Here is a 16,673-nt window from a genome sequence, read left to right on the forward strand (position 1 = left end):
TCGTCAGGGTTTTCCGGCTGTGGCGTTTAATTCAATACGAAAACAGACATCGGCGTCTTTACTGTCAACCAGTTTCAGGTCGCCCTGCATATGCCGCAGACAGTCACGCGCAATGCTTAACCCAAGGCCACTGCCCTTTACCGGCCCTTTGCGCTGCTGACTCCCCTGATAAAAGGGCTCGAAAATCATATCGCGCTCGGTCACGGGGATCGGGGTGCCACTGTTGGCCACTTCAATCGATACTTTGTTGCCTGATAGTTGGCTACGCAGCCAGATGTTACCGGATTCAGCCCCATAGTTCACGGCGTTAGAGTAGAGATTATCCAGCACCCGCATTAATAGCGTAGGCTCAGCCAGACAGTGGCTGGCGGCGAAATCGATGTGGGTTTGCATCTGTTTACTGCGCGCTGGCAAAGCGTGGGCGCGAATCACCTCCTCCAGCAGTTCATCGAGATTGATGGTTTGCAGGCTGATCGGCCCGTCCATCAGTTTACGGTTGTACTCCAGCAACTGTTCAATCAGCTGTTGCAGATGGCGGCTACTGTTATCCAGAATCGTGACGACCTCTTTCTGCTCGCCATTAAGGTTTCCCACCACTTCATCCGCCAGCAGTTCCGTGCCTTCGCGCAGGCTGGCGAGCGGGGTTTTCAGCTCATGGGACAGGTGGCGCAAAAACTCATGCCGCTGGGTTTCCAGCCAGGCCAGGCGTTCGCTCAGCCAAATGATGCGCTGAGCCAGCGAACGAAGCTCTCTCGGGCCACGAAAACGGCTGTTTTGCCCAATGGCTTTCCCCTCTCCCAGGCGGTTGATCATCCGTTCGACTTGTTTGACCGGGCCGATGATCATCCCGGTAAACAGCAACACCAGACACAGGCTGATGACAAACAGGATCAGCGCCTGCCAGCCAAAGAACTGACCGCGATCGGCAATTTCACGTTGCAACTGCAAGCCGCGGGAGAACACCACATCACGCGTTTCCTGCACCATTTGGGTATTGGTGACGGAGAATTTATCCAGCGCCTCTGCGGCCTCGCCGCCAGGATTGCCGTTTTCACAGTGCAGCTGTGCCAGTTGCGGCAGGGTTTGCTGTAACACCGCAAACGCTTTGAGCTCCGGCAAGCTGGCGCTGTGGGTGCTCAGCATCTGGCTGTAACGGATTTGCTGGGTCTGGTAGAGCTTTGCCAGCGTTTCATCACCCAGCACGCAGTACTGACGGTAGCTGCGCTCCAGTTCCAGCGCTGTGCGTGCCATTGCTTCGCTGCGCCGCACATCGGTGAAGGTATTGCGGTTAGTATCCGCCGCCTGATCGCTGAGTGCCGAGAGGCTTTCCCACGCCTGCCAGGCCAGCACTAACAGCGGCAATAACACCAGCAGAAAGGCCATCAACACCAGCTGACGTAGGGATCGAGGAAAGAGACGCCATTTTTTCACAGAGAGGTTCTCGCTTAACCGTGCTGTGCGGATGCTAACCAACTCTGGCAAGGGAAGATAGTAGAAAAGAGAACGGCAGGCGCAATGGCCTGCCGTTGGCACGTCGCCGTAGCGCCGTGATAGAAAAGGTGGAGCCTAACTCAACGTTACGTCCGATGCTTGATAACGTTGCAAAGCAAGCGATTATCGGTTTGGTGGACGGCAGGCTCCGTTTGGTGCGTCATTCAGGTTTTATGAGCTCTCCGCAGTGAGCGGGGCAATCATAGACAGGGCGAATGAGCCACGAACTGAGTATAGCAAATAGCGTGCCACTTTTTAAAATTTATTTACTTTCAGTAAGTTGCTATCAACTGGCACGGTTTACGACAGATTTGCGTCGCAAAAAGTGTCTCTTTTTTGCGACATAAACAACGCCATTTTGACAAGCAATTATTTTTCAATAAGTTAAATGTCTCCAATTGGAGACAGGCGCACTCTGGCATTGTCGCTAAAAACCAACAACGGCGACACCTCAGTGAAAAGTCCCTGGTTTCAGCCAAAAAAAATGCCAGTCATGTTACTGACTGGCATGATTTTCAAGCGTTAAGGCTTAGCCAAGCTGCTTACGTGCATTGCGGAAGATACGCATCCACGGGCTGTCTTCGCCCCACTCTGCCGGGTGCCACGAGTTGCTCACGGTACGGAACACACGCTCCGGGTGTGGCATCATGATGGTCACGCGACCGCTTTCGTTGGTCACCGCGGTAATACCGTTTGGCGAGCCATTCGGGTTCGCTGGATAGGTTTCAGTAACCTTACCGAAGTTATCAACAAAGCGCAGTGCAACCAGACCTTTGCTCTCCAGCGCCGCCAGATGTGCGCCATCGCGCACTTCCACAAAGCCTTCGCCGTGAGAAACAGCGATTGGCATATGTGAACCGGCCATGCCATCAAGCAGCAGTGACGGGCTAGCAGCCACTTCAACCAGGCTGAAGCGCGCTTCAAAACGCTCGGACTGGTTACGGACGAAGCGTGGCCACAGGTCGCTGCCTGGGATCAGCTCGCGCAGGTTTGACATCATCTGGCAGCCGTTACACACGCCCAGCGCCAGCGTCTGCGGACGGTGGAAGAAGTTTTCAAACTCATCACGCACGCGGTTGTTGAACAGAATCGACTTCGCCCAACCTTCACCCGCACCCAAGACGTCACCGTAAGAGAAGCCACCGCAAGCAACCAGCGCCTGGAACTCTTCCAGACCACGTTTGCCGGCCAGCAGGTCACTCATGTGTACGTCTACTGCGGTAAAGCCCGCACGGTGGAAGGCTGCTGCCATCTCAACGTGGGAGTTCACACCTTGCTCACGCAGCACGGCGACACGTGGACGTGCACCGGTGGCGATCATTGGCGCTGCCACATCTTCTTCTGGCTTAAAGGTCAGATGAACGTTGAGGCCAGGGTCGTTGTCGTTTTTCTTCGCTTCGTGTTCCTGATCGGCACAGTCTGGGTTATCACGCAGGCGCTGCATCTGCCAGGTGGTTTCTGCCCACCAGGTACGCAGAGTGGTACGGCTTTCGCTGTATACCGCGCTATCGCCAGAACGGATCACGAAACGATCGCCCGGCTGGGCTGAACCGATGACGTGTACCGAAGCCGCAAGACCGTGGTCCGCGAAGACTTGCTCTACTGCGGCACGATCCGCTGCGTTGATCTGGATAACGGCACCCAGTTCTTCAGTGAAGAGTGCAGCCAGCGCATCGTTACCCAGAGCGGCGATATCCACCTCAACGCCACAGTGACCGGTAAAGGCCATCTCTGCCAGCGTGACCAGCAGGCCGCCATCTGAACGGTCGTGGTAAGCCAACAGTTTCTGCTCGGCAACCAGCGCCTGCATGGCGTTGAAGAAGCCAGCCAACTGCTGCGCATCACGCACGTCTGCTGGCTTATCGCCCAACTGACGATAAACCTGAGACAGCGCGGTCGCCCCCAGGGTGTTAGCACCGTTGCCAAGATCAACCAGCAGCAACAGGTTATCTGCCTGCGGTTGCAGCTCTGGCGTTACGGTACGGCGAACATCTTCCACACGGGCAAATGAGGTGATCACCAGTGACAATGGCGAGGTCATTTCACGCTCTTCATTGCCCTGCTGCCAGCGGGTTTTCATGGACATGGAGTCCTTGCCCACCGGAATAGTAATGCCCAGTGCCGGACACAGCTCTTCACCAACGGCCTTAACCGCTTCGTACAGACCCGCATCTTCACCTGGGTGACCCGCAGCAGACATCCAGTTCGCGGAGAGCTTCACGCGCTTCAGGGAGCCGATTTGCGTTGCTGCCAGGTTAGTCAGTGCTTCACCAACTGCCAGACGCGCAGAGGCGGCGAAGTCCAGCAGTGCGACTGGCGCACGTTCGCCCAGTGCGAAGGCTTCACCGTGATAGCTGTCGAGGCTTGCGGTGGTCACGGCGCAGTTAGCTACCGGGATCTGCCATGGGCCAACCATCTGATCGCGAGCCACCATACCGGTAACGGTACGGTCACCGATGGTGATCAGGAAGGTCTTCTCTGCCACGGTCGGCAGATGCAGCACACGGTTAACCGCATCCGCTACGGTGATGCCATCACGCTTCAGCTCAGCGCCTTGTGCCTGCTGAGTGACCACATCACGGGTCATCTTCGGCGTTTTGCCCAGCAGCACATCCAGCGGCATATCGATTGGGGTGTTGTCGAAATGGCTGTCAGCCAGTGACAGGTGCAGTTCTTCGGTCGCTTCACCGATAACCGCATAAGGTGCGCGCTCACGCTGGCACAGTGCATCAAACTCAGCCAGTTTCTCTGGGGAAACCGCCAGAACGTAACGTTCCTGAGATTCATTACACCACACTTCCAGCGGGCTCATGCCTGGCTCATCGCTCAGCACGTCACGCAGATTGAAGCGGCCACCACGGCCACCGTCGCTCACCAGTTCTGGCATCGCGTTGGACAAGCCGCCTGCACCCACGTCGTGAATGAACAGGATTGGGTTGTCTTCGCCCAACTGCCAGCAGCGGTCGATCACTTCCTGACAGCGACGTTCCATTTCTGGGTTATCACGCTGTACTGACGCGAAGTCCAGATCCGCATCCGACTGACCAGACGCCATTGAAGAGGCTGCACCGCCGCCCAGGCCGATATTCATCGCCGGGCCACCCAGCACGATCAGTTTCGCGCCAACGGTGATTTCACCTTTCTGCACGTGATCGCCACGGATATTACCGATACCGCCAGCCAGCATGATTGGCTTGTGGTAGCCACGCAGTTCAGCGCCGTTATGGCTCTCCACGCGCTCTTCATAAGTACGGAAATAGCCGTTCAGGGCTGGACGACCAAATTCGTTGTTGAATGCTGCACCGCCCAGTGGGCCTTCGGTCATGATATCCAGCGCGGTAACGATACGCTCTGGCTTGCCGAAATCTTCTTCCCACGGCTGTTCAAAGCCAGGGATGCGCAGGTTAGAAACGGAGAAGCCGACCAGACCGGCTTTTGGCTTCGCGCCACGTCCGGTTGCACCTTCATCACGGATTTCGCCACCGGAACCGGTCGCGGCACCTGGCCATGGGGAGATGGCGGTCGGGTGGTTATGGGTTTCTACTTTCATCAGGATATGTGCGTCTTCCTGATGGAACGCATATTCACCTTTCGCCGCATCCGGGTAGAAACGGCCTACTTCAGAACCTTCCATAACCGCAGCGTTGTCTTTATACGCTGACAGGACGTGGTCTGGCGTCTGCTCGAAGGTGTTTTTGATCATCTTAAACAGCGACTTCGGCTGTTTTTCACCGTCGATGATCCAGTCGGCGTTGAAAATTTTATGACGACAGTGCTCAGAGTTTGCCTGGGCAAACATGTAGAGCTCGATATCGTTCGGGTTGCGCCCGAGTTTTTCAAAGGCTGCCAGCAGGTAATCGATCTCATCGTCTGCCAGTGCCAGGCCGAGCGCGACGTTCGCCTGCTCCAGTGCCTGACGGCCACCGCCCAGGATATCCACGCTTTTCAGCGGCTGGGGTTCGTGGTGGGCAAACAGTTTTTCAGCATCAGCCAGGTCGTGGAACACCACTTCCATCATGCGGTCGTGCAGCAGTGTCGCCAGTGACTGCCACTGAGCTTCGCTCAGCTGCGGTGCCTGGACGTAAAACGCCAGACCACGCTCAATGCGGCGAACCTGCGGTAAATCGCAGTTGTGGGCAATGTCTGTGGCTTTTGAAGACCAGGGCGAGATAGTGCCAGGACGTGGCGTTACCAGCAGCAAACGCCCTTGAGGGGCATGTTCCGCGAGAGAGGGGCCATACTTCAGCAGACGCTGTAGTCGGGCTTTTTCGTCAGCGTTGAGCGGTGCACTGACATCGGCAAAATGGACGTACTCGGCGTAAATATCACTCACCGGAAGGTGAGCGTCCTGAAAGCGGGTCAGCAGTTTATTAATACGAAATGCTGACAGAGCGGGCGAACCACGCAGAATTTCCATCATTAAGATCTCTCGTCTTCGAAGCGCCGGGCGGCGCTTCATTGGGCGCAACAGGGAAAACGGGCAGTATTATAGAGAATCACCCGCCTCGACGAAACCGTTTGCGCACATTTAATTGCGATCCGGATTCGACTGAAAATTGAACAATTCTTGCTTTTAAAGTTGCTCTATGCCGCTTTGTTGCGCAAAATGCCCGTCGCTCTGGGAGCCAAAAGAAGACTAATACTGCCTGTAAAGGACAGAGGCCTGAGCGCCATAGAGAGATAACTATTTGAAACGCCTGAAATTAAACTATCTGATCATCGGTCTGATCACCGTGCTGCTCGCGCTGGCACTGTGGCCTGCCATCCCGTGGTACGGGGGCGGCAAAGATGCGATATCCCAAATACGTGCGCGAGGCGTGCTGCGAGTCAGCACCATAAATTCGCCACTGACCTACTACACCGTGAATAAACTTCCGGCGGGTATGGATTACGAACTGGCAAAACGCTTTGCTGATTATCTTGGGGTCAAGCTCCAGGTCACCGTGCGCCCGAACATTGGTGATCTGTTTGACGACCTGGACCACGGTAAGGCCGACGTGCTGGCGGCAGGGCTTATCTACAATAATGAGCGTTTGTCGCACTACCAAAGTGGCCCGAGCTACTACTCGGTCTCTCAGCAGTTGGTCTATCGCGTTGATAAAGCCAGGCCGAAAAACTTTGGCGACCTCAAAGGTCGGCTGATTGTCCCTTCGGGTTCGGCTTATCTTACTAACCTCAAAGAGGCGAAAGATAAGCAGTATCCCGATCTGGATTGGGCCATTTCGACCGATATGGGACAGAAGTCCCTGCTGGAAGCCGTTGCGGACGGTAAGCTTGACTATACCGTTGGCGACTCTGTCACCATTGCACTGCTGCAGCGGGTTCATCCCAACTTAGCGGTGGCTTTTGATATCAGTGATGAAGAACCCGTTACCTGGTATCTGCCGCAGCGCAGTGATGACAGCCTCAATGCCGCAATGTTGGATTTCTTCAGCCAGATGGGTGAAGAAGGCGCACTGGCGCGGTTGGATGAGAAATATTTAGGTCACGTTGGCACGTTTGATTACGTCGATACCCGCACGTTCCTGCGTGCCATTGACAATACGTTGCCTAACATTCAATCGCTGTTCCAGAAGTACTCCAGTAGCCTGGACTGGCGCTTGCTGGCGGCTATCTCTTATCAGGAGTCGCACTGGAACCCGCAGGCCACCTCACCCACCGGGGTGCGCGGCATGATGATGCTGACGCGCAATACCGCCGATAGCTTACAGGTGAGCGATCGCCTCGACCCGGAGCAGAGCATTCGCGGCGGGAGTGAGTATTTGCAGCGCATGATGGCAAAAGTGCCCTCCACCATTCCGGATGATGAGCGCATCTGGTTTGCCCTCGCCTCTTATAATATGGGGTATGCCCATATGTTGGATGCGCGCAAGCTGACGGCAAAACAGGGTGGCAACCCGGATAGCTGGGCGGACGTCAAACTGCGCCTGCCGATGCTAAGCCAGAAGCGCTACTACACGCAGACCTCCTACGGCTATGCTCGCGGCCATGAGGCCTACAATTATGTAGAGAACATCCGTAAGTACCAGATAAGCCTGGTGGGCTATCTGCAAGAGCAGGATAAGCGTCTGGCGCAGCGTACTGCGGAAGATGCTGAGCTGGCGCAGGGATACCCTGCGGTGGAACCGAAGCTGGCAATGAACTGATCAAAAAAGAGGGCGTAATGCCCTCTTCTGTTTAATAACACGTCTTATATTACTCTTCTTCCTGATCGCGCAGCTGTTTCCGCAGCGCCTTTTTCTGCTCACGCCGCTGGCGGAAGAAATCACTCAGCATTCCGGCACACTCTGGCGCCAGCAGGCCACCTTCCAGTACGATTTGATGGTTCATGCCTGGGTGACCAAGAATGTCGATCAGGGAACCGGCAGCACCGGTTTTTTCATCACTGGCACCATACACCAGCCGGGTAATGCGGCTGTGCACCATGGCACCTGCGCACATGATGCAGGGTTCCAGCGTGACATACAGCGTGGTATCCAGCAGGCGGTAATTTTCCAGAATTTTGCCGCCCTGCCGCAGCGCCATAATCTCCGCATGCGCGGTGGGATCGTGCTGACCAATAGGACGGTTCCAGCCTTCGCCAATAACGCGGTCGCCCTGCACCAGCACTGCGCCCACTGGCACTTCGCCCTCATCCCAGGCGCGCTGGGCAAGTTTTAGCGCATGGCGCATCCAGTGTTCATCGTGTTGCTGCATAGTGTGCGTTCTCTCGCCCGTCAAAAGCGGCGCATTATAGCGATACCGTTCGCAGAATCGAAGCCTGTCCGCACTATTCTAGCTGCTGAAGTTCACCCAGCGGCGTCACGCGCCAGCGATGTTGGCAGAAGAACAGCAGCGGGTTGTCCTGTTTACTGTCACTGTAGCCACTGTAAAGCTGGAGTGGCGTGCCAATCCGCGCTTCAAGCTGCGCCACCTTTACATGGCCCAGGCAGCGTAATGACAGCACCCGGCCCGCGGCAAAGCGCGTCATTTGGCTGGCAATCAGGTTAACCTGAGGTAAAAACGCCGAGTCAAAGTAGACCTGCTGCACCAGAGACTGCGGCGAGCCGGTGATCAGCCAGACATCCGCATCCTCACTGCGCAGATAATCAATCAGCCGTTGCTGCACCACGGGGAACGCCGTGACGCGCTGGCGGAACCAGCGGGCAAACTCCGCCTCTTTTCGCACCAGGGCCTTTTCGCTGTGCGCAAACGTCACCGCCCACAGCAGCAGGCTCATTGGCCAGCGCGCGGCTCGCCCCCACAGCAACAGCCCGGCCCCGATTACGGGCAGCAATGGCAGCAGAATCAGGAGATTTAATGGCTGACGGCGTAATAAATAGCGCAGGTAAGTGCCAAACATGTCCTGCTGGTGTAAGGTGCCATCCAGATCGAAGAACACCACGCGTCGTTGCGTACCTTTTGTCAAAAAACACCTCTTTTTTCTCTTTTCATGCCTTCATTACACAGTGTAGCCATCACAAAGAGAGAGGAAACCTGTCATTTTTTATTCCAGAGATTAGAATTACCCGGCATCACGTTTTCTTCTGGTTGGGTTGACCAGCAATCTACACAGCCCGGCCAGTCAGCTTTACTCTTGTCTCCATGATGGAGGCATTTTGGAATGAGGATTCTGATGAGTTCACTCCTGCGTATACGCCAGCTTTATCCCCGCCTGACCCTGAATGAGCGACGTCTGGCGGACTTCTTACTGTCGCAGCCCGATGAGGCGCGTAATCTGAGCTCACAAAGCCTGGCAGAGGTTTCCGGCGTGAGTCAGTCTAGCGTGGTTAAGTTCGCGCAAAAGCTGGGCTATCGTGGCTTCCCGGCGTTGAAGCTGGCATTGACCGAGTCGTTAGCGGATAAAGACGCGATCACGGTACACAACCACATTCTGAGCGACGATCCGTTGAAAGTGGTCGGAGAAAAATTACTGACCGAAAAACTGTCTGCAATCCGCGCGACGCTGGATATCAACAGCGAAGAGCGCCTGATGGAAGTGTTGGATCTGCTTAAGAACGCCCACCGCATTTTACTGACGGGCATGGGCGGATCTGGCCTGGTCGCGAAAGACTTTTCGTGGAAGCTGATGAAAATTGGCATCAATGCCGTGGCCGAGCAAGATATGCACGCCCTGCTTGCCAGCGTGCAGGCGATGCGCCATGGCGATGTGCTGCTGACCATCTCTTATACCGGCGAACGGCGTGAGATTAACCTGGCCGCGCAGGAAGCGGCACAGATTGGTGCTTCAGTACTGGCGTTTACGGGATTTACGCCCAATACCTTGCAACAGATTGCCAGCCACTGCCTCTATACTGTGGCAGAAGAGCAGAGCAATCGCAGTGCCGCCATCTCATCCACCACCGCGCAGTTGGCATTGACCGATCTGCTGTTTATGGCGCTGGTACAGCAAGACCCTGAACGGGCCGCCAGCCATATTCGCCACAGCCAAAACCTGGTGAATAACCTGTAAAAAAATAAACCTTCAGCTAAAGGCGTTTGGCTGAAGGTTTATGGCTGGATGTGGGAGATAACGGCAAGATACGGTGATTAAGACTCAATAATCACCGTGGCGCATGCGTAATGCCGCTCATCCGCCAGCGTCACATGGACGTGATTCACGCCAAGGCGCTGGGCCACTTCAGCGGCGTGCTGAAAGAAACGCAGGCCTGGCTTACCCAGTTCATCGTTGTAGACTTCAAACTGGTTAAAGGCGAGGCCACCGCGAATCCCGGTGCCAAACGCTTTGGCTGCCGCTTCTTTAACGGCAAACCGCTTCGCCAGAAAACGCAGTGGCTGCCGGTGGTTCTGGTACTGCTGCCACTCGGCATCACTTAAGACCCTTCGAGCCAGGCGATCGCCCGAACGTTCGATCACCCCAGCGATACGTTCAATTTCAACAATATCGGTGCCCAGCCCGAGGATAGCCATTAGCGACGCGCTTCCCGTAGCAGTTGCTTCATCTCTTTCACCGCCTCAGCCAGGCCGCTAAACACCGCACGACCAATAATGGCGTGACCAATGTTCAGTTCATGCATTTCCGGCAGTGCGGCAATCGGCAGCACGTTGTGGTAGGTCAGGCCGTGGCCCGCATTCACTTTTAAACCACGGCTGGCGGCAAAGGTTGCCGCGTGGCGAATGCGTGCCAGCTCAGCGTCACGTTCCAGCCCTTCGGCGGCTTCGGCATAGGCACCGGTATGGATTTCGATATAAGGCGCACCGCTGGTCACAGCCGCTTCAATTTGACGCTCTTCGGCATCAATGAACAGAGAAACCAAAATGCCCGCACGGCTCAACTGCTGCACTGCGGCGTTAATTTTTTCCTGCTGGCCCGCCACGTCGAGGCCACCTTCGGTGGTCACTTCTTCGCGCTTTTCAGGGACCAGGCAGACAAACTGAGGTTTGACTTCACAGGCAATCGCAATCATCTCATCGGTGACTGCCATTTCGAGGTTCATCCGCGTCTGGATGGTGTCGCGCAGGATGCGAACATCACGATCGGTGATGTGACGACGATCTTCACGCAGGTGTACGGTAATGCCATCAGCCCCGGCCTGTTCAGAGATAAACGCCGCCTGTACCGGGTCCGGATAACTGGTGCCACGCGCGTTACGCACGGTAGCGATGTGATCGATATTGATCCCTAACAGCAACTCAGCCATGACAATCCTCTGTATTATTCAGTATTGCACGCAGTGTATCGCGACACGTCTGGCGGTGGTATGGCGATCAGGAGGTTTTCGGCCCGGCTGGCGTTTTTTTCGGCACGAACTGGCGAAACAGCTCCTGGCTTTTGAGCGGCTTACCGCCCAGATAAGGTTTGAGTGCCATACGCGTGAAGCGCTTGGCAGCGCGTAGCTGGGCCACGTCGTTAAACTGACGGCTGGCTAATGCCTGGAGTTCGCTGCCGGTAAAACTGCGCTGCCCTACGACCAGGCTGGCAATAAACCCTTTCTCTTCACGGTAGCTGTAGGTCATGTTGTCGGCAACCGGCTCACCGCTACCGGCGCAATGCAGGAAATCTACGCCGTAGCCAAGGTGCCCGAGCAGCGCCAGTTCAAAACGCCGTAGCGACGGTTCTGGCGATCCGCTGGTGGACGCCAGGCCTTGCAGGCAGTGGAGATAGTCAAAGAACAGTTCGCCAAACGGGATCTCCTGCTCAAGCACGCGTGAGAGCAGTTCGTTGACGTAGAGTCCGCAGTAGAGGGTGATACCGCTGAGAGGCAGTGCGAGGGAAACCGCTTCGGCATTGCGTAGGGTTTTGACTTCACCGCGCCCACCCCAACGGACAAGCAGCGGCGTGAAAGGTTGCAGCGTACCTTTAAGCTGAGAGCGTCGTGCCCGGGCACCTTTAGCCAGTACCCGCACGCGTCCGTCGCTTTCGCTGAACAGATCGAGCAGCAGGCTGGTTTCACTATAGGGGCGACTGTGTAGCACAAACGCCCGTTGCCAGCCTTCCATCAATTAGCCTTCGTCAGAGTAACCCAGGCTGCGCAGCGCACGTTCGTCGTCGGCCCAACCGGATTTGACCTTGACCCACAGCTCAAGATGCACTTTCGCTTCGAACATGTCTTCCATGTCGCGACGGGCTTCAATGCCGATGGTTTTGATTTTGGCCCCTTTGTTGCCAATCACCATGCGTTTCTGGCCTTCACGTTCTACCAGAATCAGACCATTGATGTCGTAACCGCCGCGATCGTTAGAGACAAACTGCTCAATCTCAACCGTGACGGAATACGGCAGTTCTGCACCGAGGAAGCGCATCAGTTTTTCACGGATGATCTCAGAAGCCATAAAGCGCTGAGAGCGATCGGTGATGTAGTCTTCCGGGAAGTGATGCTCGGACTGCGGCAAATGTTTACGCGCGATCTGGGCAATGGTATCCACGTTCTGGCCGCTTTCCGCAGAAATAGGCACGATGTCGAGGAAGTCCATCTGCTGGCTAAGGAACTGCAGATGTGGCAACAGGATGCTCTTATCCTGAATGTTGTCGACTTTGTTGATCGCCAGGATGACCGGCACTGTGCCGCCACGCAGTTTGTTTAACACCATTTCATCATCGGGTGTCCAGCGCGTGCCTTCCACCACAAACACGACCAGTTCAACATCACCGATGGAGCTACTGGCGGCACGGTTCATCAAACGGTTGATGGCGCGTTTCTCTTCCATGTGCAGCCCTGGTGTATCCACATAAATGGCCTGATAGGCCCCTTCCGTGTGAATACCCATAATGCGGTGACGCGTGGTCTGCGGTTTACGCGATGTGATCGACACTTTCTGCCCCAGCAACTGGTTCAGTAAAGTGGATTTGCCAACGTTAGGTCGGCCAACAATCGCGACAAAGCCGCTATAGGTTACTTCTTGTTCGCTCATTCGAGTCCTGACTTTTTCAACGCCTGTTCAGGCGCTGCGATTTAGCTATTCGAGACCAAGTTTGATCAGCGCTTGTTCCGCTGCGGCTTGCTCTGCTTTGCGTCGGCTTGAACCAACGCCAACTACCGGTTCAACCATGCCACTGACCTGGCAGTGAATGGTGAACTCCTGATCGTGGGCTTCACCACGCACCTGCACCACCAGATAAGAAGGCAGCGGCAAATGGCGCCCCTGCAGGAACTCCTGCAGACGGGTTTTGGGATCTTTTTGTTTATCGCCTGGGCTAATCTCATCAAGGCGAGTTTGATACCAGTTGAGGATCAACTGCTCGACCTGCTGAATATTGCTGTCGAGGAAAATGCCGCCAATCAGTGCTTCAACGGTATCTGCCAGAATCGACTCGCGACGAAAACCGCCGCTTTTCAACTCACCGGGGCCAAGGCGCAGACATTCGCCAAGGTCAAATTCTCGAGCCATCTCCGCCAGGGTATTCCCGCGCACCAAAGTGGCACGCATACGGCTCATATCCCCTTCGTCCACACGTGGGAAGCGGTGATAGAGCGCGTTGGCAATGACATAGCTGAGAATGGAATCACCCAGGAATTCGAGACGCTCGTTATGTTTACTGCTGGCACTGCGGTGAGTCAGAGCCTGCTGAAGCAATTCCGGATGAGTAAAAGTGTAGCCCAGTTTACGCTGAAGCTTATTAATCAGGATGGGATTCATGCGATTCCAGTTCTTTTTGTACGTCTGTTACTCTGCATACGAAACAGGGCTGACGTTCCAACTCATGCTGTTTCGTGTGCAGTGGCTCCCCGCAGGGAGCCAGCCGATTAACCCCGCCGCAGCGGGATTGCTGTTAGTGGATACCACCGATACGACTCAGTCGTACGCCGGTTGGCCACTTACCTTCTTGTTTCTCAAAGCTCATCCAGATCGCTACCGCTTTGCCCACCAGGTTCTTCTCTGGCACAAAGCCCCAATAACGGCTGTCTGCGCTGTTGTCACGGTTATCACCCATCATGAAGTACTGACCTTGCGGCACCACCCACGTTGACTGTGGCTGGCCTGGCTGCTGGTAGTACATGCCTGGCTGGCTTGGTGCTTCATTCACCAGCAGGATGTCATGAGTGACGGTGCCTAAAGTCTCTTTACGTGTACCTAACCGTAGACCACCGCGCATGGTTTCGCCTTGTGGTAACTGATAAAAACCGCTACCGCTTTCATTGCCGTCAAAGCCACTGAAAGTCTGCACAAAGTTACTTGGCTCGATATTGGTGTAGGTCACTGGCAACGCGCTGCTGCAAGACTGGCCTTCACCACAACCAGGATTCACCGTCAGCGTCTTGCTGATAGGGTCAAACACCACTTTATCGCCCGGCAGGCCGATAACGCGCTTAATGTAGTCCACGCTTGGATCTTTCGGGTACTTAAATACCGCCACATCGCCACGCTGTGGATGCCCGGTAGGGATCAGCGTGGTTTGTGTGATCGGGTCTTTAATGCCGTACGCAAACTTCTCGACCAGGATGAAATCACCGATTAACAGCGTTGGCATCATTGAACCCGATGGGATCTGGAAGGGTTCAACGATAAACGAACGCACGACGAACACCACCAACAGCACCGGGAACACCGAAGCGGCTGTCTCTACCCAGCCAGGCTGAGCAGAGACTTTTGCCAGGGTTTTGCTGTCAATACTATTCCCGGTCTGCGCCTGAGCAGCAGCCTGTTTAGCACGACGCTTAGGTGCCCACTTAAAGCGGTCAAGACACCAGATAATCCCTGTGATTAGCGTAGCTAACGCCAGTAACAGTGCGAACATATTAGCCATTAAAATTCCTTATTTGCTGTCTTTACCGACATGCAGAATGGCAAGGAAGGCTTCCTGCGGCAGTTCAACGTTTCCTACCTGCTTCATGCGCTTCTTACCGTCTTTCTGCTTCTGCAACAGCTTTTTCTTACGGCTGACGTCACCGCCATAGCATTTCGCCAGGACGTTTTTACGCAGCTGCTTCACTGTTGAGCGAGCAATAATGTGGTTGCCGATCGCCGCCTGAATCGCAATATCGAACTGCTGACGAGGGATCAGATCTTTCATCTTCTCCACTAAGTCGCGGCCACGGTACTGTGAGTTATCGCGGTGGGTGATCAGCGCCAGCGCATCAACACGTTCTGAGTTAATCATTACGTCGACACGCACCATGTCAGAGGCCTGGAAACGTTTGAAATTATAATCGAGCGAAGCGTAGCCGCGTGACGTTGATTTCAGACGGTCGAAGAAGTCGAGAACCACTTCTGCCATCGGAATTTCATAGGTCAGTGCAACCTGCTTGCCGTGGTAAACCATGTTGGTCTGAACACCACGTTTCTCAATGCACAGTGTGATGACGTTGCCCAGATATTCCTGTGGCAACAGCATGTGACACTCGGCGATTGGCTCACGCAGTTCTTCAATGTTATTCAATGGTGGCAGCTTGGACGGGCTGTCTACGTACACGGTTTGACCATCAGTGGTCAGCACTTCATAGACAACCGTTGGTGCTGTGGTGATCAGGTCGAGATCGTATTCACGCTCCAGACGCTCCTGAATGATCTCCATGTGCAGCAGACCCAGGAAGCCGATGCGGAAACCGAAGCCCAGCGCCGTTGAGCTCTCTGGCTCATAGAACAGCGAGGCATCGTTCAGGCTCAGTTTGCCCAGCGCATCACGGAATGCTTCATAATCATCAGAGCTGATCGGGAACAGGCCTGCATAAACCTGCGGCTTCACTTTTTTAAAGCCAGGCAGAACTTTATCCGCTGGGTTGCGTTGCAACGTCAGCGTATCGCCCACCGGTGCGCCGAGGATGTCTTTGATGGCGCAAACCAGCCAGCCTACTTCACCGCAATTCAGTTCATTGCGATCAACCTGCTTCGGCGTGAAGATACCCAGACGGTCAGCGTTATAAGTCTGGCCGGTACTCATGACTTTGACTTTGTCGCCTTTGCGCAGCGTACCGTTTTTAATACGGATCAGAGACACGACGCCGAGGTAGTTATCAAACCAGGAGTCGATGATCAGCGCCTGCAGTGGGCCTTCTGGATCGCCTTCCGGTGGTGGGATATCACGTACCAGGCGCTCAAGCACATCAGGCACGCCTACGCCGGTTTTAGCCGAGCAGCGCACAGCATCTGCCGCGTCGATGCCGACGATATCTTCAATCTCTTCTGCTACGCGCTCAGGATCGGCGGCTGGCAGGTCGATTTTGTTCAGTACCGGTACAACTTCCAGATCCATTTCCATGGCGGTGTAGCAGTTCGCCAGGGTCTGTGCTTCTACGCCCTGCCCTGCGTCAACCACCAGCAGAGCCCCTTCACAGGCAGCCAGAGAACGCGAAACTTCATAGGAGAAGTCAACGTGGCCGGGAGTATCGATAAAATTGAGCTGGTAAGTTTCACCGTTCAACGCTTTGTAATCGAGGGTTACGCTCTGCGCTTTGATGGTAATACCGCGTTCACGTTCCAGATCCATGGAGTCCAGAACCTGCGCAGCCATCTCACGATCGCTCAAGCCACCACAAATTTGAATCAGTCGGTCTGAGAGCGTGGATTTGCCGTGGTCGATGTGTGCGATGATGGAGAAATTTCGTATGTGCTTCATTTATATGAATATCTTCACGTAGACTATCAGTTAAAAACCTGAGCACAGACACATTCAGGAAGATCGCTCTTAACCCACAATCCTGTCAGCCCATTAATGACGACGCATATTACACTGTTAGCGCCGCGCATAAAAGAATGGAACACAATGGATTTTTCCGGTTACAGGCAGGAAAAAGGCCGCGAAG

At 54.9% G+C, this 16,673-nt stretch carries 13 protein-coding genes; 2 read left to right on the plus strand and 11 right to left on the minus strand.

Annotated elements, in window-relative coordinates; translation table 11 throughout:
• Window positions 1-3 precede the first annotated feature (3 nt).
• On the minus strand, window positions 4-1,431 hold the full coding sequence (locus F3J40_RS05330; RefSeq protein WP_167012849.1) for a sensor histidine kinase: 1,428 nt from the start codon (window positions 1,429-1,431) through the stop codon (window positions 4-6).
• 589 nt (window positions 1,432-2,020) lie between these two features.
• Window positions 2,021-5,911, minus strand: a complete 3,891-nt coding sequence (purL, locus tag F3J40_RS05335; protein ID WP_167012850.1) for a phosphoribosylformylglycinamidine synthase — start codon at window positions 5,909-5,911, stop codon at window positions 2,021-2,023.
• A gap of 268 nt (window positions 5,912-6,179) precedes the next feature.
• On the opposite strand from purL, the gene mltF reads away from it, so the two are divergent.
• On the plus strand, window positions 6,180-7,637 hold the full coding sequence (mltF, locus tag F3J40_RS05340) for a membrane-bound lytic murein transglycosylase MltF (RefSeq protein WP_167012851.1): 1,458 nt from the start codon (window positions 6,180-6,182) through the stop codon (window positions 7,635-7,637).
• Window positions 7,638-7,686: 49 nt separating this feature from the next.
• Here mltF and tadA read toward each other — a convergent pair whose 3' ends face one another.
• Together tadA and yfhb are read right to left on the minus strand one after the other, a co-directional pair.
• A complete protein-coding gene (tadA, locus tag F3J40_RS05345) occupies window positions 7,687-8,187 on the minus strand; it encodes a tRNA adenosine(34) deaminase TadA (protein ID WP_167012852.1) in 501 nt (166 codons plus the stop codon).
• Window positions 8,188-8,260: 73 nt separating this feature from the next.
• Complete coding sequence (gene yfhb, locus F3J40_RS05350; protein ID WP_167012853.1) at window positions 8,261-8,899, minus strand: phosphatidylglycerophosphatase C; 639 nt, start codon at window positions 8,897-8,899, stop codon at window positions 8,261-8,263.
• A gap of 207 nt (window positions 8,900-9,106) precedes the next feature.
• On the opposite strand from yfhb, the gene F3J40_RS05355 reads away from it, so the two are divergent.
• Complete coding sequence (locus F3J40_RS05355; protein WP_167012854.1) at window positions 9,107-9,943, plus strand: MurR/RpiR family transcriptional regulator; 837 nt, start codon at window positions 9,107-9,109, stop codon at window positions 9,941-9,943.
• 77 nt (window positions 9,944-10,020) lie between these two features.
• Here the strand turns inward: F3J40_RS05355 and acpS are convergent, their stop codons facing one another.
• From acpS to lepA, 7 genes are all read right to left on the minus strand, one after another.
• The gene (acpS, locus tag F3J40_RS05360) at window positions 10,021-10,401 is read right to left on the minus strand and encodes a holo-ACP synthase (protein ID WP_167012855.1); all 381 of its coding nucleotides are present in this window, start codon (window positions 10,399-10,401) and stop codon (window positions 10,021-10,023) included.
• Window positions 10,401-11,132 (minus strand): pyridoxine 5'-phosphate synthase, encoded by a 732-nt coding sequence (gene pdxJ, locus F3J40_RS05365; RefSeq protein WP_167012856.1) that lies wholly within the window; start codon window positions 11,130-11,132, stop codon window positions 10,401-10,403. The genes acpS and pdxJ overlap by 1 nt, the downstream gene beginning before the upstream one ends.
• 67 nt (window positions 11,133-11,199) lie before the next feature.
• Window positions 11,200-11,931: a DNA repair protein RecO gene (recO, locus tag F3J40_RS05370; protein ID WP_017347807.1), complete on the minus strand. Its 732-nt coding sequence runs from the start codon at window positions 11,929-11,931 to the stop codon at window positions 11,200-11,202.
• 3 nt (window positions 11,932-11,934) lie between these two features.
• Entirely contained in the window at window positions 11,935-12,843 is a 909-nt protein-coding gene (gene era, locus F3J40_RS05375) for a GTPase Era (RefSeq protein ID WP_017347808.1), read from the minus strand.
• A gap of 45 nt (window positions 12,844-12,888) precedes the next feature.
• Window positions 12,889-13,569 (minus strand): ribonuclease III, encoded by a 681-nt coding sequence (gene rnc, locus F3J40_RS05380; protein ID WP_017347809.1) that lies wholly within the window; start codon window positions 13,567-13,569, stop codon window positions 12,889-12,891.
• 133 nt (window positions 13,570-13,702) lie between these two features.
• Window positions 13,703-14,677 carry a signal peptidase I gene (lepB, locus tag F3J40_RS05385; RefSeq protein WP_167012857.1) on the minus strand — a complete coding sequence of 325 codons (975 nt, stop codon included), beginning with the start codon at window positions 14,675-14,677 and terminating at the stop codon, window positions 13,703-13,705.
• Window positions 14,678-14,686: 9 nt separating this feature from the next.
• Window positions 14,687-16,486 carry a translation elongation factor 4 gene (lepA, locus tag F3J40_RS05390; protein ID WP_017347811.1) on the minus strand — a complete coding sequence of 600 codons (1,800 nt, stop codon included), beginning with the start codon at window positions 16,484-16,486 and terminating at the stop codon, window positions 14,687-14,689.
• Between the last annotated feature and the right edge of the window lie 187 nt (window positions 16,487-16,673).

The organism is Candidatus Pantoea multigeneris, assembly GCF_011752615.1.
GTDB classification, from domain to species: Bacteria; Pseudomonadota; Gammaproteobacteria; order Enterobacterales; family Enterobacteriaceae; genus Pantoea; species Pantoea multigeneris.

Coding starts and splice junctions, on each gene's coding strand:
- purL (WP_167012850.1), bottom strand. CDS start 5,911: ATGATGGAAATTCTGCGTGGTTCGCCCGCTCTGTCAGCATTTCGTATT.
- tadA (WP_167012852.1), bottom strand. CDS start 8,187: ATGCAGCAACACGATGAACACTGGATGCGCCATGCGCTAAAACTTGCC.
- F3J40_RS05355 (WP_167012854.1), top strand. CDS start 9,107: ATGAGTTCACTCCTGCGTATACGCCAGCTTTATCCCCGCCTGACCCTG.
- acpS (WP_167012855.1), bottom strand. CDS start 10,401: ATGGCTATCCTCGGGCTGGGCACCGATATTGTTGAAATTGAACGTATC.
- pdxJ (WP_167012856.1), bottom strand. CDS start 11,132: ATGGCTGAGTTGCTGTTAGGGATCAATATCGATCACATCGCTACCGTG.
- recO (WP_017347807.1), bottom strand. CDS start 11,931: ATGGAAGGCTGGCAACGGGCGTTTGTGCTACACAGTCGCCCCTATAGT.
- era (WP_017347808.1), bottom strand. CDS start 12,843: ATGAGCGAACAAGAAGTAACCTATAGCGGCTTTGTCGCGATTGTTGGC.
- rnc (WP_017347809.1), bottom strand. CDS start 13,569: ATGAATCCCATCCTGATTAATAAGCTTCAGCGTAAACTGGGCTACACT.
- lepB (WP_167012857.1), bottom strand. CDS start 14,677: ATGGCTAATATGTTCGCACTGTTACTGGCGTTAGCTACGCTAATCACA.
- lepA (WP_017347811.1), bottom strand. CDS start 16,486: ATGAAGCACATACGAAATTTCTCCATCATCGCACACATCGACCACGGC.